The following is a 21,751-nucleotide window of genomic DNA, read 5'->3' on the forward strand; positions in this document are numbered from 1 at the left end:
GTATTGCATCGTACAGAACAACCCGCGCAAGCCGTCTATTTCAAGCACGGCGCGGCGAACTATAGATCGACCTCTCCTTCGAACGCTTCGAAATGAAACTCGGCGATGAGGGGAGGGGCGGCTTCCATGGCGGCTTCCATGGCGGGTTCGGCAGCGGAGTTCGGGGCTGGCGTTGACGTGTCGTCGCGCTGTGTGGCGCAATTCCCGGCAAGCATACCGCTTGCAAAAAACACAATGCCGGTTGTCACGCCGCCACCGAGGAGCCAAATCAGCTGATACCAGTAGAAGAACGGCATGCCGTCCCACATGGGGTCGACCTTGTCCCAGGTTGGCACAGCGATAAGGGCCAGCCACGGCAAATACAGCAGGGAGAGCCAGCGTCGCAGAGATTTTGGATTGCCTTTCAATTGCATCGCCCTTGGAAAGTTGAAACCGTCGCGTCGTGAGAAGCGACGATCTGCAGGGCATAACACGCAATCGATCAGGCATATTCCTGACAAAGAGAGGTTGGAGAAATAATAAGGTTAGCGAAGTGATTCAATGTCTGATGTGACGAGGCATGGTTGAGGCGAGGGGCGGTGCAGCGACGGATGCAGCGACACCCAGCTCCTGGCGCTTTCCAGCGCTTCGATCTGACCGGTTTGCGAATTGCGCCGATACACGAGGCCGCTTCGGCCACTCAGGTCGATGGCTTTTACCACTTCGCCCGAAGCAAGCCGGATTCGAGTTCCCGCAGTGAGGTACAAGCCCGCTTCGACCGCGCAATCGTCTCCGAGTGAGATGCCGACTCCGGCGTTCGCGCCCAGCAAGCAACGTTTCCCGATCGTCACCTGATGCTTGCCCCCTCCCGACGTCGTCCCCATGATCGACGCTCCGCCGCCCACGTCGGATAGCTCGCCCACCAATGCGCCGAGACTGATGCGGCCTTCCACCATGCACGGTCCGGTCGTGCCGGCATTGACGCCGATGAATCCTTCCGCCGTCACCGTGGTGCCGCAAGTCAGGTGAGCGCCCAGCAGCACCCGGTCGGCATCGGCAATCCAGACGTCTTCGGGCATGACGTAGTCGACCATGCGGGGCACCTTGAAGGTGCCGCGAACCTCGCACGGGACACCTTCGGCGCGACATGTGCGAAGCATATCGAGCGCCTGGCCCGGTGCGCATGGGCCGAGCGTCGTCCACGCGACATCGGACATGAGATCGAGGAAGCCGGTCAAGTTGGCCTGTCGCGGCGCAATGAGGCGGCGGCTGATGAGGTGCAAACGCAGATAGACATCGTGGATGTCCGCAGGCGGGGTAGCGAGACTGCCGATCGTGGTTCTCACCGCAACCGTTCGCACTCTCCGACGCTCATCCCGTTGACCCGCCAGCGCGGCCCATTTGCCCAAGGAATCGCCAATCTGCGGGCCCGTGAGTGCTGACGTCGCCGATGCAGCTGCATCGGCTCGCAACGATGCGAATGGATACCACGTGTCGAGGACCGTGTTGTTGCTGGAGACGGTGGCGAGGCCGAAGCCCACCGCGCCGGTGTTCAGATAACGAGGTTCCATTGGCTGACTCGCGAAGGTTGTCCGCTAACAGAACACTCGGCGTTTCGGTCGTATTCCAGCTTTCTTGGCGCACACACGTATCCGTTCTTTTCCCGTTTGTGTCGGCATGTATCTGCCGCTGAGTTGGACGCGCATTTTTACGCGCGGTTGATAGAATTGCGCAACGCGGAACCCCACGATTCGAAGGAGCAAGTCTGCATGTCGCCGAACACGGATACCGAATTTTTTCGCCTTCTCGCAAATAGCTATCGCCGCTTGCTGGGCGTTTCGCTCGTGCCCGAAGGCTTGAGTGATACAGAGGGCGCGGCCTGGCTCTACGAGCGCGCGCCGTTCGGCTTGCTTGCGCACGGCACGCAGGCAGACCCGGTATTCATGTATGGCAATCGTCGCGCGCAAGCGATCTTCGGCTACGACTGGGAAGAGATCACGGCGCTGCCGTCGCGTCTTTCAGCGCAGGCGCCCGAGCGTAGCGAGCGGCAGGCATTTCTCGATTCGGTTACGCGCGAAGGCTTCGTGAAAGACTATCGCGGCATCCGCATCACGAAGTCAGGGCAGCGCTTCTGGATCGAACGCGCGACCGTATGGCAATTAATCGACGAAGCCGGCGTGCTGCACGGGCAGGCTGCGATGATTCCGCAGGTCGCGCCTTGCTGATGCTGCTTGGGCTCGCGAAGCCCGCCGTCATTTTGCGCTCTGCGGACCCTTGCGGTTCGCGTGCGGCGCGGCTGCGGCATAGCCCGCGGCAAATACATCGACCGCCCGGTTCACGACCTCCAGCAATTTTGCGCGCGAGGTTTTGACCTCATAGCCAAGCGTCGCGATTTCGACCAACTCGGCTTCGAGAAGCGCCAGCAGATGCTGAGCGGCGACGCCTGGATCGCACGTCCGGATGGTGCCCCCTTCGATCGCGCCGGCGAGAAAGTCGCGCACGTGCATCAAGCCCCGTTTCGGCCCCGATTCGTACAAGGCTCGGCCCACGTTCGACCGGTCGACCTCCTGATAGCACAGGCGGCGTGTTGCGAGAAAAGAGGGCTGCAGCACTGCCGTCAGGTAGTGGACCCCAAACGCGGCGAGCGACTCGCCTAGCGGCATATCGAGCCTCAACTGACTGAACGCATGCCGGATTTCGGTTCCGGCGCGGCTCGTCATTGTTTCAGCAAATAACGCCTCTTTCGACTCGAAATAGCTATACAGCGTCGCCTTCGACGCGCCCGAGCGAGCCGCGATTTGCGTCATCGACGCCTGCTCGAAGCCGACGTCCCGGAACACTTCCAGCGCGGCTTCGATGATGGATTGACGCTTTTCTTCGGTCTTCTTTCTCATGGGTCTCCCTTCCTCTTTTGCTCTCGGGCTGGGACGCGAGCGTCCACGCAAATACGCTGCCCCGTCACGGATTGAAACATTCCTGGCCGGGTAATGCGATTGACAGCCACCAACCGTTCCATTATAAACCATACCGTTCAGTTTAGTTATGTGACCGGGAACATCCAATTCAGGGTTGGAAGCTGATGCGCAACGAGGCATCAACCTTTCCGGGCTGCAAGACTTCAACCATTTAGTACTACGAGTCAATGGCTTCGCGCCTGCCCGTGTTTTGGCAAGGCGATTCAACGCAAGATTCGATGGGATATATGCCACAACAGATTCATGCAAGAGAGGGATGGAGCCGGAAAAGCCAACGCTTGGGCACCGTGCTTTTCTGCTCGACCGTCATATTGATCGCCGGCTGTCAACGTCACGACGCCGGGATGCCCGCTAGCCTCGCCAGCCAAAGCGTCGAAGTCGGCGTGAAGACGCTCGCACCGCAACGCATCGTGATGACGGCCGAGCTATCGGGCCGTCTTTCGGCTCTCAAGGTCTCGGATGTACGGCCGCAAATTGGCGGCATCGTGCAGAAGCGGTTCTTCGTCGAGGGTTCGGACGTAAAGGCGGGCCAGGTGCTCTACCAGATCGATCCGGCCACCTACCAGGCGACTTACGATCAGGCGCGCGGCACGCTCGCCAAGGCCGAGGCAACGCTGGCTTCCGCAAAGACGAAGGCCGACCGCTACGCGCAGCTCGTGAAGATCAACGCGGTCAGCGCGCAGGACAACGACGATGCGATCGCCGCCGTTCGCGAGGACGAGGCCGATGTGATCGCGGATCGCGCATCGCTCGAGTCGGCGCGTATCAATCTCGGCTACACGCGGATCACCGCGCCCATTTCGGGCCGCATCGGCGCTTCGTCGGTGACCGAAGGCGCGCTCGTGACCTCGGAACAGACCACCGCGCTCGCCACCATTCAGGCATACGACGAGATGTACCTCGACGTCACGCGCTCGAGCGCCGACTGGCTGCGCTTGCGCAAGGCGTTTGCCTCCGGCCGGCTCAAGCGCTCGGGCACGGGCGCGGCGGTGCAGCTCGTGATGGAGGACGGCACGCCGTACGCACACGCGGGCGTGCTGCAGTTTTCGGGCATCACCGTCGATGCGACGACGGGCTCGGTCACGCTGCGCATGGTCTTCCCGAACCCGGAAGGCGAACTGCTGCCCGGCATGTTCGTGCGCGCGCAGCTCGACGAGGGCGAGAGCACGAGCGCGCTGCTCGTTCCGCAACTCGCGGTCACGCGCGCTTCGGACGGCAGCGCGAGCGTATGGGTCGTCGATGCGACCGGACACGCGAAGCAGGTTGCGGTACGCGCGGACAGCGCCTATGCAGACCAGTGGATCGTTACGGGCGGATTGCAGGCCGGCGATCGCGTGATCGTGAGCGGGCTGCAGAAGGTGCAGGCGGGCGTGGCGGTTCACGTGGCCGCCGATGCAGCCTCTGGCGTTGCTGTGACTTCAGCAGCATCTTCAGCGGCGAAGTCGTAAGGAGGGCGCATGGCAGGTTTCTTCATCCAGCGCCCGATCCTCGCGTGGGTCGTTGCGATCGTCATCATGCTGATCGGCGGCGCGGCGACCACCACGCTGCCGATCGAGCAGTATCCGACTATCGCGCCGCCTTCGGTGCAGGTCACGGCGACCTATCCGGGCGCTTCCGCCGACACCGTCGCGAAAACCGTCACCCAGGTGATCGAGCAGAAGCTTTCCGGCATCGATAACTTGCTCTACATGTCGTCGACGAGCAGCGGCGCGGGCCAGGCGACCATCAACCTGACGTTCAAGCCCGGCACCAATCCGGACATCGCGCAGGTGCAGGTCCAGAACAAGGTTACCCAGGCCACCGCCTCGCTGCCGGAGACGGTGCAGGAGCAGGGCGTGCAGGTGGCGAAGGCGTCAAGCGACTTTCTGATGATCGTCGCGCTCTCGTCGCCGGGCGGCTCGCTCAACTCGATCGACCTCGGCAACGTCATCGCCACGCAGATCGAGGACCCGCTCACTCAAATCAACGGCGTGGGCGACGTTACGCTCTTTGGCGCGCAGCATGCCATGCGGATCTGGCTCGATCCCGTGAAGCTGCGCAGCTTCGGCGTCACCGCGTCCGACGTGACGACTGCGGTCACCAATCAGAACGTGCAGCTTTCCGTCGGCGAACTCGGCGGTGCGCCTGCTACGGATTCCCAGGCAATCAACGCGACGATCTCGGCGTCGAGCCTGATGACGACTGCCGACCAGTTCGGCGACATTCTGCTGCGCGTGAATAGCGACGGCTCGAAGGTTCGCCTGAAGGACGTCGCGCGCGTCGAGGTGGGCGGCGATTCATACGATACGTCCTCGCGGCTCGACGGCAAGCCGGCCGCCGCGCTGGCCGTCAAGCTCTCGACCGGCGCGAACGCCATGGCGGTCGCGAAGGCCGTGCGCGCGAAGCTCGTAGAACTGCAGCCGCAATTGCCCAAGGACGTGGCGATTGCGTATCCGTACGACTCCACGCCGTTCGTGAAGATCTCGATCGAGGAGGTCATGAAGACGCTCTTCGAAGCGGTGATCCTCGTGTTCCTCGTGATGTACCTGTTCCTGCAGAACCTGCGCGCGACGCTGATTCCGACGATCGTCGTGCCGGTCGCGCTGCTCGGCACGCTGGGCGTGATGTCGGCGATCGGCTTTTCGATCAACGTGCTTTCGATGTTCGCCATGGTGCTCGCGATCGGCTTGCTCGTGGACGACGCGATTGTCGTCGTCGAAAACGTCGAGCGGATCATGGCCGAGGAAAAGCTCGACGCGAAGGCGGCCACGAAGAAGGCGATGAGCCAGATCACCGGCGCGCTCGTGGGCGTGACGACCGTGCTGACCGCCGTCTTCATCCCCATGGCGTTCTTTTCCGGCTCGACCGGCGCGATCTATCGCCAGTTCTCGGTCACCATCGTATCGGCGATGGTGCTCTCGGTGCTGCTCGCCATGACGCTCACGCCCGCGCTCTGCGCGAGCCTGCTGAACCCGTCGGCCGTCGAACATGCGCGGAGCCGTGGCTTGCTCGGCGCGTTCAATCGCTTCTTCACGAAGAGCAACGCGCGCTACAGCAGCACGCTTGCTCGCGTGGTGGCCAGGCCCGCGCGCTGGATGCTCGGCTATGGACTGATCGCGGGCGTGGTCGGCATTCTGTACGTAACGCTGCCTTCTTCGTATCTGCCGGAGGAGGACCAGGGCTCGATCATGGTGTCGATTTCGGCGCCGGTCGGCACGCCGTCTTCGAAGACGTTGAAGACCGTGGCAGCCGTCGAACAGTACTTTTTGAAGCAGCCCGCGGTGACGCACGTGATGGCCGTGAACGGCTTCAGCTTCAACGGACAAGGGCAGAACAATGCGCTCGCGTTCGTGCAACTGAAGGACTGGAGCCAGCGCGGGTCGAACGACAGCGCGCAGGCGGTGATCAATCGCGCGAACGCGGCCTTCGCGGGCAATCGCGATGCGCAGATCTTCGTGATGAACGAGCCTGCGATTCATGGTCTCGGCACGCAAAGCGGCCTCGACTTCGAGATCGAGGACCGTGCGGGCCAGGGGCATGACAAGCTGCTGAAGGCGCGCAACCAGTTCCTCGCGCTGGCCGCGAAGGATCCGTCGCTCGCGATGACGCGTTCGGCGGGCCTCGAAGATACGCCGCAGCTTTACGTCGATATCGACCGGGAGAAGGCGAGTGCGCTCGGGCTGTCGATCGCCGATGTCGACACGACGATTTCCACGGCATTCGGCTCTGCGTACGTGAACAACTACATCGATACCGGGCGGATCCAGAAGGTCTACGTGCAGGCGGACGCACCGTACCGGATGATGCCGGACGACATCGGGCAATGGTACGTGCGCGCAGATTCGTCGTCGAGTACTTCGTCATCCTCAAGTTCGTCGTCGAGTTCCACTTCGGGTTCAACGTCTACATCGTCCACGACGACGTCGGGCTACGACGGCCAGATGGTGCCGTTCTCGGCGTTCGCGACCACGCGCTGGACGTTCGGGCCGCCGCAGATCGAGCGCTACAACCGCGAACTCGCGATGCAGATGAGCGCGCAGCCCGCACCTGGTGTGAGCACCGGCCAGGCAATGGCCGCCGTCGAAAACCTCGCGAAGCAGTTGCCTACCGGATTCGGCATCGAGTGGACGGGGCAGTCGTATCAGGAAGTGCTTGCCGGTTCGCAGGCCACGTATCTGTATGCGATTTCGCTGATCGTGGTGTTCCTGTGCCTCGCGGGGCTGTACGAAAGCTGGTCGGTGCCGCTCGCGGTCATTCTCGTGGTGCCGATCGGCGTGCTTGGCGCGTTGCTGGGTGCGCATCTGCGCGGGCTGTCGAACGACGTCTATTTCAAGGTCGGCCTGCTGACGACAATCGGCCTCGCAACGAAGAACGCGATTCTGATCGTCGAATTCGCGAAGGACCTCCAGGAGCAGGGCCGTGGCCTCGTCGAGGCCACGCTCGAAGCCGCGCACCAGCGTTTGCGGCCGATCCTGATGACCTCGCTGGCTTTCGTGTTCGGTGTGCTGCCGCTCGTGATCAGTACCGGCGCGGGCTCGGCTGCGCGCCATGCGATCGGAACCGGTGTGGCCGGCGGGATGATCGCGGCGACAGCGCTCGCCATCTTCTTCGTGCCCGTGTTCTTCATCGTCGTGCGCCGGCTGTTCAAAGAGCATGGCGACGGCGTAGCCGCGCAGCCCGCAAAGGATCAGGAATGAAACTGAAGCTTCTATCCGTGCTCTGTGCGGCAGCATTGAGTGCATGCTCTCTCGACCCGGTTTATCAACGGCCCGCTGCGCCGGTCGCCACCACGTGGCCAACGGGCGCCGCGTACGCTACGGGTGCATCGGCGGCTACGCCTTCGATATCACCTGCAGCACCGAACGCGGCCGACGTCGGCTGGCGCGACTACTTCAAGGACCCGCGCCTGCAAGAGCTGATCGGGCTCGCACTCGACCACAATCGGGACCTGCGTGTCGCGGCGCTGCAGGTGGCCGAGTACGAGGCGCAGTACCGCATCACGCGCGCGGAGCTGGCGCCGACGATTGACGCCGGCGGCTCGCTCACGAACACGCGCACCGATGGCGCGGTGAGCCACTCGAACACGGTGTCGGTCGGCACGACATCGTGGGAAATCGACTTTTTCGGGCGCATCCGGAGCCTCAAGCGCCAGGCGCTCGAAAACTATCTGTCGACGCAGGCCTCGCGCACCAGCACGCAGCTTTCGCTCGTGGCCGATGTGGCGACCGACTATCTGCAATTGCTTTCCGATGAGACCTTGCTGAAGGTCTCGACCGACACCGCTACGGCCAACCAGAGCACCTACGACCTCACGCTGAGCATGATGAAGATCGGCAGCGCGTCGCTTCAGGACGTGCGCGAGGCGCAGACGTCGCTGGCGAGCGCACGCGCGAGCGTGGCGTCATACACGCGTGCAGTCGCTCAGGACCGCAACAACCTGATCGCCGAAATCGGCTGTCCGTTGCCCGACGACTTCGCCACGGGGCCTACGCTGCTGGAGAGCGACGCCATGTTCGCGGACGTCGATGCGGGCATCCCATCCGATTTGCTCGCGCGGCGGCCCGATATCATCGAGGCGGAGCATACGCTCAAGGCGGCGAACGCGAACATCGGCGCCGCGCGCGCGGCGTTCTTTCCCAAGATCGAGCTGACGGCGAGCGCAGGCACCGCCAGCACGAGCCTCTCGCAGCTCTTCAAGGCGAGCACGGGCGCGTGGACGTTCGCGCCGACGATCACGATGCCGATCTTCGATTACGGCAGCAACAAGGCGTCGCTCGACGTTGCGAAGATCGAGAAGGATATCGACGTGGCCGACTACGAAAAGGCGATCCAGACGGCATTCAAGGAGGTATCGAACGCCCTGGCGGGGCGCGCGACCTATGTCGATCAGGTCGCGGCGGACCGCGACTACGTGAAATCGGCGCAGGATTACTACGATCTCGCGCAGGCGCGCTACAAGACCGGCACCGACAGCTTCCTGACTTTGCTGACCGCGCAGCGCACGCTTTATACGGCACAGGAGCAACTCGTCACCGACGAGCTTGCGAAGCTATCGAATCAGGTCACGCTGTACAAGGTGCTGGGCGGCGGCTGGTCCGCATCGACCGTGCATGAGCAAGCTGCCGCAAGCGATCAGGCGCGTTCTTGAGGCATGCAGTCCGAAATGCAGCCCAGGCGAGTCACCCGCTAGAATTGCGAGGGTCGGCGCTGCGTTGCGCAGCGGCGCCGCCGACTTCCTTGCCAATATTCGATTATTCGATTCAATTCACGCGTGAAGACCGCTACTCTCGAACAACTGCGTGACGGGCAACTTGCCGGCGCACGACAGCTCAAGCTCGCTTGCGGGTTGACCGAATTTCCGCGCGAAATCTTCGACCTCGCCGACACCCTCGAGGTGCTCGACCTCTCGGGCAATGCGCTCACGTCGCTGCCGGACGACCTCCCGAGGCTGCGCCATCTGCGCATTCTGTTCGCTTCGAACAACCCGTTCACCGAGTTGCCGCCTGTACTCGGCGACTGCGAATCGCTGAGCATGGTCGGCTTCAAGGCGAACCGCATCCGCCGCGTTACGGGGCGCGCGCTGCCGCCGCAATTGCGCTGGCTGATCCTGACCGATAACGACGTCGACGCGCTGCCGGCCGAAATCGGCGAGCGTCCGAATCTGCAAAAGCTGATGCTCGCCGGCAACCGGCTGCGCTCGTTGCCCGAGACGATGGCCGCGTGCAGCCGGCTCGAGCTGCTGCGGATTTCGGCGAACCGGCTCGACGCCTTGCCGGACTGGCTGTTGCGTCTGCCGCGGCTCGCGTGGCTCGCCTATGCCGGCAATCCGCTGAACGTGGCGCGCGAGCAGGTAGCGCTGGCCGATTCGCCGGTGCCCGATATCGACTGGCATACGCTCGCGCTTGGACAAACGCTCGGCGAGGGCGCGTCGGGCGTGACACATCGCGCGACGCGTCTCCTGCGCGACGGCCATCCGGTGGAGGCGGTCGCCGTCAAGCTGTTCAAGGGCGCGGTGACGAGCGACGGTTTGCCGGAACTCGAAATGGCTGCGTGTCTGCAAGCCGGGCCGCATCCGAACCTCATCCCGGTGCTCGGCAAGATCACGGGTCATCCGCTGGGCGAGCACGGCCTCGTGATGGAACTCATCCCTCCGGCGTTCGTCAATCTCGCCGGGCCGCCGAGCCTCGACTCGTGTACGAGGGACGTCTACGCAGCCGATGTTCTGTTCGATCGCCCGGTTGCGTTGCGGATCGCACGCGGGATCGCATCGGCGGCGCAGCATCTGCACGGGCGCGGGATCATGCACGGCGATCTCTACGCGCACAACATCCTGCACGACGGCTCAGGGCACGTATTGCTAGGCGACTTCGGCGCGGCGTCCTTTCACGATATCGACGATCGCGCACAGTCGCAGGCGCTCGAGCGCATCGAGGTACGCGCGTTCGGCTGCTTGCTGGAAGAACTCGCGCAACGTCTGGCCGGAGAGGCTAATGAACGCGACGCCGGGTTCGATGCGCTGATTGCAGACTGTTTCGCCGAGCAAGTCGACAGGCGGCCTTCGTTCGATGAGATTGTCGAGCGGCTGTCTGCCTGACGCCATGAAACGGGCGGTTTCGCTGACGCCCGAGGAATTTTCGCAAGCCGCTGAATAGTCGGCATGGAGGACAAGAATTCTGTCCTCTTTCCCACACTCATTCGTGCAACGAGCAACTACAGTTGAATCGTTGGGGATCAGTTGCACGTTGGACCCGCCATCGCCTGATTGCCGTCCCAGGGTGTGAACGCCATGAAAAAATTCCTCAGCGCGCTATTGCTCGCTTCGGCGCCGTTCGTTGCGTGGGGCGAGACGCCATTCCTCCATTCACACAGCGCGATCGTGTATGACGTCGCGCGCCACGAAGTCCTGCTCGAAAAGAACGCCGACGAGGCCCAGCCGATCGCGTCGCTCACCAAGCTGATGACGGCGATGGTCGTGCTGGACACCGCCCAGCCGTTGGGAGACACGGTGACCGTCGACAACGACGACATCGATCGGCTCAAGCATACGGGGTCCCGCATCCCTATCGGTGCGTCGCTCGAGCGAGGAGAGATGCTGCGTCTTGCGCTGATGGCGTCGGAGAACCGCGCTGCCTCCGCGCTTTCGCATGCGTTCCCGGGCGGCCAGCCGGCGTTCATCCGGCAGATGAATGAAAAGGCGCGCGCGCTGAATATGACCAATACGCACTTCGACGATCCAACCGGGCTCTCGCCCGAGAATCTCTCGACGGCGCGCGATGTCGTGAAGATGGCGGACGCCGCGGCGCGCTATCCGTTGATCGGCGAATACACGACGCTTCCCCGTTACGAAGAGGCGATCGGCACGAGGACGCGGTTCTATCACAACACCGACCCGATAGTGAGCTCAGCCGACTGGGACGTGCTGGTCGCAAAGACAGGCTATATCCGCGAGGCGGGGCGCTGCATCGTGGTCGATGCGAACATGCCGAACGGGCAGGTGATGATTGCGCTGCTCGGCTCGCGAACCTCGTGGGGACGCTCTGCCGATCTCGTCACGATACGGCGATGGCTAAACGGCGACGACACGCCGGTCGTCGAGCCGCGCTATTACGCAAGCGCCCGTGCGCATCATCACTATTCGATGCTCGCGCGTTCGCACGGCGTCAGTGTGCGGCTCGCATCGTACCGGAGCGCCCCGACGCCCGGTGCGCACCGGCAGAGCGTCAAACACCATGCCGGCAAGCGGGCGCACCATACGCTGGTTGCGGCGACAGGCTAAACGGCATCCGCGCCGGCCGGTGTGTAGATTGCGAGCTTCAGCGCCGGATCGTCGTTCGCCTGAAACGTTGCGTACTCGTAGCGCTGCGTACCGTGCTTCGCGTGCGCCAGGACCTTCTGCCCCGACGCGCCGCTGCGCACGTCGTGCGCATTCCACCACCTCGCGAACTCCTCGCTGCCTGAACGCAGGCGCTCGACCAGTTCGACGAACGCAGGGTCGCCCGCATAGAGGTCGTGGCTCGTGCGAAACAGCGCGATCATGCGGCGGGCTTCATCGGACCAGCTAGCACCAAAGAGCCGCCGTGCCTCGGGTTCGATGAACATGTAGGTCATGATGTTGCGATCTTCCGCAGCGAGGCGGTCGAAGCCAAGCAGATCGGAGGCGGCCTCGTTGCACACGAGGATGTCCCAGCGCCGGCCCGCGACGTAAGCGGGCAGACCGAGGCTGGCGACGATCCGCGCAAGGGTCGGCGGCACGCTCTCGCGGGCGAAGACGCGCGGCTCGCCGCGCTGCGCGAGCGCGCGCAAATGGGCGGCTTCGGCCTTGTCGAGCCGCAGTGCCTGGGCAAGCGCATCGAGCGTCGCATCCGAAGGGCTGACCGCGCGCCCCTGCTCGAGCCGGACATACCAGTCCACGCCGATGCCTGCGAGTTCCGCGACTTCTTCACGCCGCAGGCCGGGCGTGCGGCGGCGCCGGCCGCCGCCCAGGCCAACGTCGTCGGGGCTCAATTTCTTGCGCCGGGAGCGCAGAAATTCGCCGAATTGGGTTTGTGTCGTGGCTGTCATCGCGTTCGCTTCGTGCAGGGTGGGAGTGCGCAATCCTGGGATCGCAGCGGGCCTTGTTGCCCATTCTAAGCCTGCCAGAATCGGCGCTTTCCCCCTTCTGGAAGCGCCATGAAAGCTGCCATTCTGAAAACCCTCAACACGCCGCTCGCGATCGAACAGATACCGGATCCCTCTGCCGGCACCGGCGAGGTCGTCGTGGACGTCGTTGCGGCGCCGGTGTTGTCCTATGCGCAGGAAGTGTTCAGCGGAGAACGCCGCTATCCCATCGAACTGCCGATCGTGCCAGGCTGCGGCGCGATCGGCCGGGTGCGGACCATCGGCCCGGATGCGACGAAACTGCAACCGGTTGACTGGGTGTTCTGCGATCCGACGGTGCGTGCTCGCGACGACGCGCTGATGCCCGACATCGTGCTGCAGGGCTGGAGCGCGCGGGGCGAGGGCGGCCAGAAATTGCAGCGCTATTTTCATGACGGCCCGTTCGCGGAACAGCTAAGGGTGCCGACCGAAAACGCGGTGCGTATCGGCGACATCGATCCGGCCGACGCTGCACGATGGTGTGCGCTCAATACGCTGCTCGTGCCTTATGGCGGGCTGCTCGCGTCCGATCTGCGGGCGGGCGAGATCCTGCTCGTGAGCGGCGCGACCGGCAACTTCGGCAGCGCGTGCGTCGCGGTGGCGCTCGCGATGGGCGCGCGGTGCGTCGTTGCACCTGGGCGCAACGTGCAGGCGCTCGACAAGCTGGCGCGCAAATTCGGCAAGCGCGTGAGAACCGTGGCGCTTTCCGGCGACGAGGCAACGGATCGCCAACGCATGCAACGGGCGGCGCCTGGGCCGATAGACTGCGTGATGGACCTGATGCCGCCATCGGTTCCGGCGACGACGGTGCGCGCCGCGGTGATGGCGGTCCGCCCATACGGGCGCGTGGTCCTGATGGGCGGTGTCGGCATGCTGGGTGGAGCCGGGCTCGAGCTGCCTTATCCGTGGATCATGCGCAATGACATCACGTTGCGGGGCAAGTGGATGTACCCAACGCACGCCGTGACGCTAATGGCCGGTTTGATTCACGGGGCACTGCTCGATCTGCGCCATTTCGATGTGACGACCTTCGCGCTCGACGATGCGAACGAGGCCGTCGCGCATGCGGCGGCGAACGGCGGCCCATTCAACATGACGGTGATTTGCCCGTAGCCTCGATTCATGCGCCTTGCGGGGATGAACGGCGCGCGCCGGGCCGTCCCGCCAATGCGGTAAGCGCCGTTCGAGGTAATTCTTCCGTGGCGAGCGCCCACAGCGAATACGCCACGCCGCGCTGGAGCAACAAGCCGACAGCATTGCGGAGTTCGCCCCTGCCCAGCGCATAGACCGAGTCAGTGACGGCCTTGGCGCCGTGCATCAGCACGCTGGCATGCCGGTAGCACCCCATCATGCAGGCGTTGCACGGTTCGCGTTGATCGGGCAGACGGTCGAGGTCGAACACGGAGCCCATGGGCTCATGCCACGGTTCGCAACGCCAGACATCGAGGTTCCAGTCGATATAAAAATACTTGCTCCCGGCGATGCACGGAATGCGTTGCTGCTCGCCGCGCACGAACCGTGCGACCTCGTCCAGCGCGGCGCTCGGGTCCATCACGCGAAAGTGCTTTTTGAGGGCTTCGATGGCACTCAATGCTTCGAGTAGTTCGTCACGGCTGAGGTCGACAAGCTTCGAATTCTCGTCGTAAACCAGCGATGTGGAACCGAATGCGTCGCGCCTTGGGTAGGAAAACACCACCGAATCGAAGCCAAGGTGGCTGAGTGTTTCGGGAAGCGACTCGTACTGGACGAGATGGCTCACCGTCACCGTTGCGCAGACCGGGATGCCGAAGCCGTGCGCCTGGGTGATGCCCTCGCGGATGCGGGCCGCAAGGCCTGGCAGGCCGCGATTGTGCTCGTGCTCGCTCATGTCAGCGCTATCGATCGAGATCAGCAGCCGCTTGAGGCCGGCGGCGGCCAGTTGCTTGATGTGGCGGGGGAGGAACCAGCCGTTCGTGATCACGCCGCACTGGATGCCGGCTTTCGTGGCCGAGCTGACGAGCGATTCGATCTGCGGGTGGACGAGAGGCTCGCCGCCCTGCAGCGTCATGTAGCGAATCTTGCGTCTGCGCAGCATCGGCATCGCGCGCTCGAACGCATCGGGATCGAGATAGCGGCGCGGGCCTGCCATTTTCTTCTCGCGCGAAAAGCCGCAAAAGTCGCACGCAGCGTTGCAAACATTCGTCACCGAGACGTCACAGACCGCAGGCAGTGGATTGTGTGGCTCGTTCGCGTCGTTGCTTACATTTGGCAAACTGCGCCACTTGATGGTCCGCTCTGTCCTGTCCATGGTGCTGGTGCCCTCACGGTTTGCCGGCTCATTGCGCTCGAACCATCATAGGTTACGCTACGCACGCGCGCCGCATCGGGTACGATTTTTATTCAAGAATGGCTCAAACAAATCTTGTTTGACTGGCTAGTGCGAGGCGACTTCAATCCCCATACTCGAGGTGTCTCGCCGGAATTTCGGTTCCGGGCGAATTTGCGAACGCTATGCACTGGCTGCAGAAGGAGGGGGAAATGGTTGACACTTCAACCACGAAGCCGCGCGCGATCGGCTTCAACCACGTCGCGCTGGAGGTCGGCGATATCGAGGAGGCGCTGGCCTTCTATGGCCGCATCTTCGACTTTCAATTGCGCGGCAAGAGCAAGACGATGGCCTTCATCGATCTTGGCGATCAATTCATCGCGTTGCAGGCGGGGCGCAAACAGCCCGCTGATGATGGCCGGCATGTCGGCCTTGTTGTCGATGACAAGGAGGCGGCGCGCGCCGCACTCAAGGCGGCGGGCGTGAAGACGCTCGACGGTCCGTTTCTGGATTTTCGCGACCCATGGGGCAATCGCATCGAGATCGTGGGCTACGACAACATCCAGTACACGAAGGCGCCGAACGTTCTGCGCGGCATGGGCCTGACGCACCTGTCCAAGAACGAAAGCGCGCAAAAGGAACTGGCCGAAAAAGGGATGGCAGCGAGTTGAAATCGAGGTTTCGGTGACCGCTTTTCGGTAGCGCTGCTGCTTCGCTCAATTCGGTTGCGGTTGCGGTTGGGGCTGAGGTTGCGGCTGTGGAAGTGGTTGCGGCTGTGGAATTGGTTGCGCTTGTGGTGGTGGTTGCGGTAGCGGCTGTGGTTGCAATTGTGGCTGAGGTTGCGGTAGCGGCAGTGGTTGCGGTTGCTGTTGGGGCTGAGGCTGCAGTAGCGGTTGCGGCTGCGGCGCCGTAATCGGTTCGAGGCCGGTGCGCGAAATTGCGGCCGCCGCATCCGGCGAGGACAGAAAGCGGATCAGTGCCTCTGCGCCGGCAGGATTTCTCGCTGTGGTGGCAATGCCCCCGGAGTACACCGTGTAGCGTTGTACTTCCGCGGGCAAACTGCCGACTACCGTTATGCCCTTCACCGGCAACAGCTCCACGACCTGCTGCAAGCCGATCTCCGCGTCGCCGTTCGCGACGACAGTGGCGACCCGCTCGGCGGAAACCATGCGGCTCTTGCTTTTCACACGCCCGTCAATGCCGAGGCGCGAAAACAACTCGTTGCCGATATCGATTCCACTCGCGCTTTGCGGATAGACAATCGACTTCGCTGCAAGCAGCGTACGTCGCAACGCATCGACAGTGCTGATGTCCGGTTTCGGCGCACCCTCGCGCACCACCATACCAATTGGCGAGCGTGCGAAGTCCACCTTGCTGCCAGGCACTACGTTGCCGGCGTGAATCTCGTCGTCGAGCGCATAGCTGACCACGATGAGCACGTCGGCCCACTCGCCACGCGCAAGCCGCACAGGAATCGCATTCAGGGCCGTGCCCGACGCCGCTCCCCAGACGGTGACCAATGTATTGCCGCTCTCATCCTCGAATTGCGGACCGAGGTCGCGATACGCTGGCGCAAACCAGCCCGACATCATGACCTTGACCTGGTCTGCCAAAGACACGCTGGGGCTTAGTAAAGCGAGCGTTATGCAGAACGCGAGTGTGCGAACCTTTAGCTTTTGGATAGTCACGGCTGCGCCCCAACTCGATCGGCTGATCCGGCACCACGGACATGAATCGCTCCCTATTTGCGATAGCAACGTATGAAGAAAGCGTTGCAACGAAAGCGCGTCGTGGCTATGACCTTTTGCATCGTTTATACAACACGTTCGTTTGTGCACACACTGCTTTTCTTCGCCTCTGATAGTCTTTTCCCAGCGACAGTTCGGGCGGTTATCAAACTTGACGCGTGCGATCGTGAAATCGAAGACAGGGGGGCTTATCCATGTTGCATTGGCTTTCAAACTTGATTGCCCACAATGCCGCAACGCCGGAGAAGCAGGCTCAACGCGCGCTAGGTGAATTGCGCATGGCACTGTTCCAGGCCGAACAGCGGGTTCTGGATGCGCAACTGCAGGCCGAGTATTACCGCACGCGAATTGCGTTTTGCGAGGAAGTGCTGAAGGCCGGCATCGAACAGGTGTCGGACCAGCGCAAAGGGCAACGTGAAGCGGTCACGCACGACTTGCGTCCGAGCCTGAAGCTTACGACTTCGCAATAGTCGAGCATCGCGGCGGGCCTCCTCCTGAATCAGGTACAGGATAAAACATCACAACGTGATGTAATATCTATTCGGAGGCACTCTACGGCTGACGTACGCCTGAATCCGCGCAGCGATTTGGGGCCAAAGCGAATGGCCTCACGGATTCGCGCGATGGGTTGGGAGGAGCCGCAGCCATTGCGGCCACGGCACTGAACTTGCTGAGTCGGTGTGTAGGGCACCTTACTGGTTGATGGTTTCGTCTCAAGACGCAGGGGCGATGCGTGTGACGACTTCGCAAGGTCTTGAAACGATCCACTCCAACCGATAGACCTACACAAGGAGACGATCATGGACTACCGTGAGCATAGCCAACCGCAGGAGAAGCAGGACGGCGCTGATGCGGCTGACGAACCTTTCCTGCACCCATACCGTGCGTTATTGCACGAACCCACCGTCGTGCTGGTCGGCAACCCAAGTGACCGTGCAGACGTGGCCACGTCGGCGATACTAGGCTACAACTGACGGCAACGTGTGCCGGTCGAGTATTCTGTATTCCGAACTATTTGCTTGACGAATCAACGTTGGCGAAAAGCGGCAGATGCGCGCCCATTCGGGCGCATCGCGCTTTTCTTTCCGCCTGCCGGCAAAACGAACGACGAACCGCTAGACGCGCGGTAGATCGTCGATGGATTTTTCGACGTTACCGTCCGGCACTTCCAGATCGATTCCATCGATACCGTTGGGATGCGGCACCGGCTTGATCTTCGGGCCGAGAAATCTCATTCCGCCCAGCGTAAATACCGAATAAACCACTGCGCCCGAGCGGATGTCATTTGTGACGGCCGCCACCTCGGAGATGGTCGGTGTCGAGAGCCAATTGTGCGTCTGGGGATCGATTTGCGCCCAGCGCACGTGTGTGACCCGGTCCGTTGAGGAACTAATGCGTACACCGTCGATACCATAGGTAGCCATAGCCGTCACCCTCGAGACGAGATTTCAATGGTAGTCCGTTCGCTGCGCGGGTGGTAGCGTGCCGTCGGCCGGGCGGGGTGCTTCGATCGTTCTGGAAACGATTACGGGTGGTGACGAGCGGGTGAAAAGCGGATTAAACGCCGGTGACAAGCCGCAACCAGGGCATACGCTCACCACACCGCCTGGCTCGTGATTGCAAACTGCTTGAACTGCGTATCGACGTGCAAAGGCGCGCCGTGCTCCGTCTTCTCGATGTGATCGACGAGCGGCAGCCCCACGCCTTCGAGCCAGTCTGAGAGGCCGAGATCGACGGGCGTATCGATGCGCACGAACATGCCCGCGTTGGAGGCGAGCCAATGGCTGATCAGCGCCTTGGCGCGGCAGGCATCCGGGGAATCGGGGGCGATCACGGGGCCGATCACGTGCCCGTCGCCAAAGCGGCGAAAGAGTGCGAAGCCGATCAGGTCGCCGTCGCGGTCGAGCGCAATGCCGCTCGCTTGATCGAGCAGTTTCGGCAGCATATCCGAGCGGTCGAGGCCGCTTGCGCGCGTTGCCAGCTCGATGAGGCGGGGCCGGTCGCTTGCGCCGATCGGGCGCAGCCGCTCGCCCGCGGGCAGCGAGACGAGCGGCGGCTGAAACGCCGCGCCCTGGTGCTGGTGAATGCGGCCGATGCGCGTAAAGCCGAGCCGCTCGACGAGCGGCCAGCCCGTGTCGCTCGCGTGGAGCAGCAGCGTGCGCGAGGCGAGCGCCTGCATCCAGTGCTCGATCATGGCCCGGCCAATGCCGCGGCGCTGATGACTGGGCTTGACGATCAGCATGCCGAGCGTCGCCGCGTTGGGTCCGAATAACCACGAGAAAGCCGTGCCGACGAGCGAGCCGCTTTCGTCCACGGCCACGATGCCTTCGCCGATGCGCGCGGCGAAACGCCAGTCTTCGGGGCGGTGCCGCCAGCGCACTGCCGTCGACAACGCATGCGCGGCGGGCAGATCGTCGGCAGTAAATGCGCGGTAGGTAATGACGCTGTTCAGGTTTGGGTCGGACACGCCGGCCTCCAGATTCTGTATACGCGTTCCGTGACTATCGCATTGGCCGCCGTGGCTGACTAGGACGATCTTCCTGTTTGGGCGCGCGCCCGGCCGACGCCCGTGATGCAATGCAAAACGCGGGGTTGGACGGTCAATAACGCGTCGATTCTGCTGATTGCGCTTTTTTGTCGGCGAAATATGCGGTGGCAGTGGACCTACGATATTTCCCATCGAGACCAAGTCGAGGGAACCCAGTCATGGACCAGTTCGATCCCGCCGCAGTGGCTGCCTCAGCGGCCGAAAAAGCCGGCCACTTCATCGGCGGAGAGTGGGTCGCCGAGGGCGCGGCGCGCATCGGGGTCGCGCGGCCATCGGACAGCGTCGTCTATGCCTCGGTGCCGATTGGCGATGGGCAACTGGTGGACCGCGCCGTCGACAACGCGAAGCGCGCGTTTCGCGAGAGCGGCTGGCCACGCATGGCGCCGCGCGAGCGCGCCCGCATTCTGCGCCGCTTCGCCGACCTGATCGCCGCCGACACCGCCACGCTCGCGCCGCTCGAAGCGCTCGGCTCGACGCGTCCCGTGCGCGACGTGTGCGCGTGGGACGTGCCGTTCACGGCGGAAGGCATCCGCTTCTATGCCGAGTTCGCCGACAAGGTCGGCGGCGAGGTCGTGGCCACCGATCACGATCATCTGGGCATGACGATCGCCGAGCCTTATGGCGTGGTCGGCGCGATCGCGCCGTGGAATTTTCCGCTCGTGATGGCATCGTGGAAGATCGGTCCGGCGCTCGCGGCGGGCAATGCCGTGGTGCTCAAGCCTTCGGAAATGACGCCGTTCTCGGTGCTGCGTCTGGCAGAACTCGCGATCGAGGCGGGCATTCCGCCGGGCATCTTCAACGTCGTGCAAGGCGACGGCGCGACGACCGGCGACGCACTCGTGCGCCACCCGGACATCGCGAAGGTCACGTTCACGGGATCGACGCGCGCGGGCTCGGCGATCATGGCTTCGTGCGCGCAAAGCGGCACGAAGCCGGTCACGCTGGAGTTGGGCGGCAAGAGCCCGCAAATCGTCTTCGCGGACGCACCGAAGCTCGACGAGGTCGCGCGCCGTATCGCCGGCGCGATTGCAGGCAACGCGGGGCAGGTGTGCGTGGCCGGTTCGCGGCTGCTGGTCGAGCGCTCTGTTGCGGACGAGCTCGTTGCGCGCATCGAGCAGGCGTTCGCCGCGCTGCGCGCCGGCGCGACGTGGGCTTCGGGCACGACGCTGCCACCGATCATTTCGGAAACCCAGGCAGCGCGCATCGAAGCGATAGTCGAGCGCAGCGTGGCCGAAGGCGCCACGCTCTACTGCGGCGGCCGCCGCGCGGACGCGCCCGTGCCCGGCGCGTTCTACCTGCCCACCATCCTCACCGGCGTGACGCCGCAAACCGAGGCGGTGCGCGCCGAGATTTTCGGCCCCGTGCTCACGGTGCAGACCTTCGACACAGAGGAAGAAGCGCTCGCGCTCGCCTCGCATCCCGAATACGGCCTCGCCGCCGGCGTGCACACCGCGGACATCGGCCGCGCGCTGCGGATCGTGCGCGCGCTGGAGGCGGGCACCGTGTGGGTCAACCGCTACGGACGCAGCAACGATTTCATGATCCCGACCGGCGGCTACAAACGTTCGGGCATGGGCAAGGATCTCGGGCGCCAGGGTTACGAAGCGCACCTGCGTTTCAAGAGCGTGCTGATCGATACGAGAACCTGACGTCATGCTGACTGCAATGCTGACGAATCACGCACGAAAACGCACGGTCATGCGGCTATGGCCCGCGCGATGGCGTCACCGCAGATTCTGCTGTGGCGGCCCCTGCAAACGCGTGGTTTATACCGTGCAGGCCCCACGATTCGACGCCAACCCCAAATTTTGTGCTGCTTAAATTTTCCACAGGGACGCACTTCCACCTGTTTTCGCCACTGAGCCCGGAGCGGGTTCATCACACGAAAGGATTGTCATCATGATCGATTTCGAGCCGAAGTACATCACGTTCGACTGCTACGGCACGCTGACGAAGTTCCGCATGGCCGACATGGCGCGCGAGATGTATGGCGACCGCCTCAAGGGCGCCGATCTCGAGAAGTTCGTCGCGTTCTTCGCGGGCTATCGCCGCGACGAGGTGCTCGGCGCATGGAAGCCGTACCGCGACGTGGTCGTCAATTCGGTGCGCCGCGCCTGCAAGCGCATGAACGTCGAGTTCATCGAGAGCGAAGCCGAAAAGTTCTACACCGCCGTGCCGACCTGGGGCCCGCACCCGGACGTGCCCGAAGGCCTCTCGCGCCTCGCGAAGAAGTACAAGCTCGTGATTCTCTCGAACGCATCTGACGACCAGATCCAGAGCAACGTCGACAAGCTCGGCGCACCGTTCCACCGCGTGTTCACGGCGCAGCAGGCGCAGTCGTACAAGCCGCGCATGCAGGGCTTCGAGTACATGTTCGACCAGCTCAACTGCAACCCCGGCGACGTGCTGCACGTTTCGTCGAGCCTGCGCTACGACCTCATGACGGCGCACGACTTGGGCATCAAGCACAAGGCCTTCGTCAAGCGCGGCCACGAGCCGGGCACGCCGTACTACGAGTACTACGAAGTCGAGACGATCGGCGAACTCGCTTCGCAACTGGGTCTGTGAGAAGAGCGATAAC

Annotated in this window: 20 protein-coding genes; 12 read left to right on the plus strand and 8 right to left on the minus strand. The window is 63.2% G+C overall.

The window, feature by feature from the left end; genetic code table 11:
• Positions 1 to 59: 59 nt before the first annotated feature.
• Both E1N52_RS32590 and E1N52_RS32595 read right to left on the minus strand, forming a co-directional pair.
• Positions 60 to 413 carry a DUF3311 domain-containing protein gene (locus E1N52_RS32590; protein WP_133187644.1) on the minus strand — a complete coding sequence of 118 codons (354 nt, stop codon included), beginning with the start codon at positions 411 to 413 and terminating at the stop codon, positions 60 to 62.
• A 111-nt stretch (positions 414 to 524) separates the two neighbouring features.
• Complete coding sequence (locus E1N52_RS32595) at positions 525 to 1,550, minus strand: DapH/DapD/GlmU-related protein (RefSeq protein ID WP_133187646.1); 1,026 nt, start codon at positions 1,548 to 1,550, stop codon at positions 525 to 527.
• A gap of 198 nt (positions 1,551 to 1,748) precedes the next feature.
• Here E1N52_RS32595 and E1N52_RS32600 point away from each other — a divergent pair, with 198 nt between their 5' ends.
• On the plus strand, positions 1,749 to 2,204 hold the full coding sequence (locus tag E1N52_RS32600) for an MEKHLA domain-containing protein (RefSeq protein WP_133187648.1): 456 nt from the start codon (positions 1,749 to 1,751) through the stop codon (positions 2,202 to 2,204).
• Between the two features lie 27 nt (positions 2,205 to 2,231).
• Here the strand turns inward: E1N52_RS32600 and E1N52_RS32605 are convergent, their stop codons facing one another.
• A complete protein-coding gene (locus tag E1N52_RS32605) occupies positions 2,232 to 2,873 on the minus strand; it encodes a TetR/AcrR family transcriptional regulator (protein WP_133187650.1) in 642 nt (213 codons plus the stop codon).
• A 308-nt stretch (positions 2,874 to 3,181) separates the two neighbouring features.
• Between E1N52_RS32605 and E1N52_RS32610 the strand changes: the two genes are divergently transcribed.
• The 5 genes from E1N52_RS32610 (at position 3,182) to E1N52_RS32630 (ending at position 11,709) form a co-directional block, all read left to right on the plus strand.
• Positions 3,182 to 4,402 carry an efflux RND transporter periplasmic adaptor subunit gene (locus E1N52_RS32610; RefSeq protein WP_425468177.1) on the plus strand — a complete coding sequence of 407 codons (1,221 nt, stop codon included), beginning with the start codon at positions 3,182 to 3,184 and terminating at the stop codon, positions 4,400 to 4,402.
• Positions 4,403 to 4,411: 9 nt separating this feature from the next.
• Entirely contained in the window at positions 4,412 to 7,630 is a 3,219-nt protein-coding gene (locus tag E1N52_RS32615; RefSeq protein ID WP_133187654.1) for an efflux RND transporter permease subunit, read from the plus strand.
• Positions 7,627 to 9,081 (plus strand): efflux transporter outer membrane subunit, encoded by a 1,455-nt coding sequence (locus E1N52_RS32620; protein WP_133187656.1) that lies wholly within the window; start codon positions 7,627 to 7,629, stop codon positions 9,079 to 9,081. Before E1N52_RS32615 ends, E1N52_RS32620 begins: the two co-directional genes overlap by 4 nt.
• A gap of 123 nt (positions 9,082 to 9,204) precedes the next feature.
• The gene (locus E1N52_RS32625; RefSeq protein WP_246089310.1) at positions 9,205 to 10,527 is read left to right on the plus strand and encodes a leucine-rich repeat-containing protein kinase family protein; all 1,323 of its coding nucleotides are present in this window, start codon (positions 9,205 to 9,207) and stop codon (positions 10,525 to 10,527) included.
• 192 nt (positions 10,528 to 10,719) lie between these two features.
• Complete coding sequence (locus E1N52_RS32630; RefSeq protein WP_133187658.1) at positions 10,720 to 11,709, plus strand: D-alanyl-D-alanine carboxypeptidase family protein; 990 nt, start codon at positions 10,720 to 10,722, stop codon at positions 11,707 to 11,709.
• Here E1N52_RS32630 and E1N52_RS32635 read toward each other — a convergent pair.
• Positions 11,706 to 12,494 (minus strand): helix-turn-helix transcriptional regulator, encoded by a 789-nt coding sequence (locus tag E1N52_RS32635; protein ID WP_133187660.1) that lies wholly within the window; start codon positions 12,492 to 12,494, stop codon positions 11,706 to 11,708. The two genes, E1N52_RS32630 and E1N52_RS32635, sit on opposite strands and share 4 nt — an antisense overlap.
• A gap of 108 nt (positions 12,495 to 12,602) precedes the next feature.
• Here E1N52_RS32635 and E1N52_RS32640 point away from each other — a divergent pair, with 108 nt between their 5' ends.
• On the plus strand, positions 12,603 to 13,682 hold the full coding sequence (locus E1N52_RS32640) for an MDR/zinc-dependent alcohol dehydrogenase-like family protein (protein WP_133187662.1): 1,080 nt from the start codon (positions 12,603 to 12,605) through the stop codon (positions 13,680 to 13,682).
• 7 nt (positions 13,683 to 13,689) lie between these two features.
• On the opposite strand, the gene E1N52_RS32645 is transcribed toward E1N52_RS32640, so the two are convergent.
• A complete protein-coding gene (locus E1N52_RS32645; RefSeq protein WP_133187664.1) occupies positions 13,690 to 14,856 on the minus strand; it encodes a radical SAM protein in 1,167 nt (388 codons plus the stop codon).
• 230 nt (positions 14,857 to 15,086) lie between these two features.
• Between E1N52_RS32645 and E1N52_RS32650 the strand changes: the two genes are divergently transcribed.
• Complete coding sequence (locus E1N52_RS32650; RefSeq protein ID WP_133187666.1) at positions 15,087 to 15,545, plus strand: VOC family protein; 459 nt, start codon at positions 15,087 to 15,089, stop codon at positions 15,543 to 15,545.
• 45 nt (positions 15,546 to 15,590) lie between these two features.
• On the opposite strand, the gene E1N52_RS32655 is transcribed toward E1N52_RS32650, so the two are convergent.
• Positions 15,591 to 16,562 (minus strand): substrate-binding domain-containing protein, encoded by a 972-nt coding sequence (locus E1N52_RS32655; RefSeq protein WP_133187668.1) that lies wholly within the window; start codon positions 16,560 to 16,562, stop codon positions 15,591 to 15,593.
• A gap of 338 nt (positions 16,563 to 16,900) precedes the next feature.
• On the opposite strand from E1N52_RS32655, the gene E1N52_RS32660 reads away from it, so the two are divergent.
• Positions 16,901 to 17,092 (plus strand): hypothetical protein, encoded by a 192-nt coding sequence (locus tag E1N52_RS32660; RefSeq protein WP_246089311.1) that lies wholly within the window; start codon positions 16,901 to 16,903, stop codon positions 17,090 to 17,092.
• Positions 17,093 to 17,422: 330 nt separating this feature from the next.
• The gene (locus tag E1N52_RS44255) at positions 17,423 to 17,596 is read left to right on the plus strand and encodes a hypothetical protein (protein ID WP_165979490.1); all 174 of its coding nucleotides are present in this window, start codon (positions 17,423 to 17,425) and stop codon (positions 17,594 to 17,596) included.
• Positions 17,597 to 17,737: 141 nt separating this feature from the next.
• On the opposite strand, the gene E1N52_RS32665 is transcribed toward E1N52_RS44255, so the two are convergent.
• A complete protein-coding gene (locus E1N52_RS32665; RefSeq protein WP_133187672.1) occupies positions 17,738 to 18,046 on the minus strand; it encodes a hypothetical protein in 309 nt (102 codons plus the stop codon).
• 170 nt (positions 18,047 to 18,216) lie between these two features.
• Entirely contained in the window at positions 18,217 to 19,089 is an 873-nt protein-coding gene (locus tag E1N52_RS32670; RefSeq protein WP_246089312.1) for a GNAT family N-acetyltransferase, read from the minus strand.
• 239 nt (positions 19,090 to 19,328) lie between these two features.
• On the opposite strand from E1N52_RS32670, the gene E1N52_RS32675 reads away from it, so the two are divergent.
• Positions 19,329 to 20,819 carry an aldehyde dehydrogenase family protein gene (locus E1N52_RS32675; protein WP_133187676.1) on the plus strand — a complete coding sequence of 497 codons (1,491 nt, stop codon included), beginning with the start codon at positions 19,329 to 19,331 and terminating at the stop codon, positions 20,817 to 20,819.
• Positions 20,820 to 21,069: 250 nt separating this feature from the next.
• On the plus strand, positions 21,070 to 21,738 hold the full coding sequence (locus E1N52_RS32680; protein WP_133187678.1) for a haloacid dehalogenase type II: 669 nt from the start codon (positions 21,070 to 21,072) through the stop codon (positions 21,736 to 21,738).
• Positions 21,739 to 21,751: the final 13 nt, after the last annotated feature.

This window comes from Paraburkholderia guartelaensis (genome assembly GCF_004353905.1).
GTDB classification, from domain to species: domain Bacteria; phylum Pseudomonadota; class Gammaproteobacteria; order Burkholderiales; family Burkholderiaceae; genus Paraburkholderia; species Paraburkholderia guartelaensis.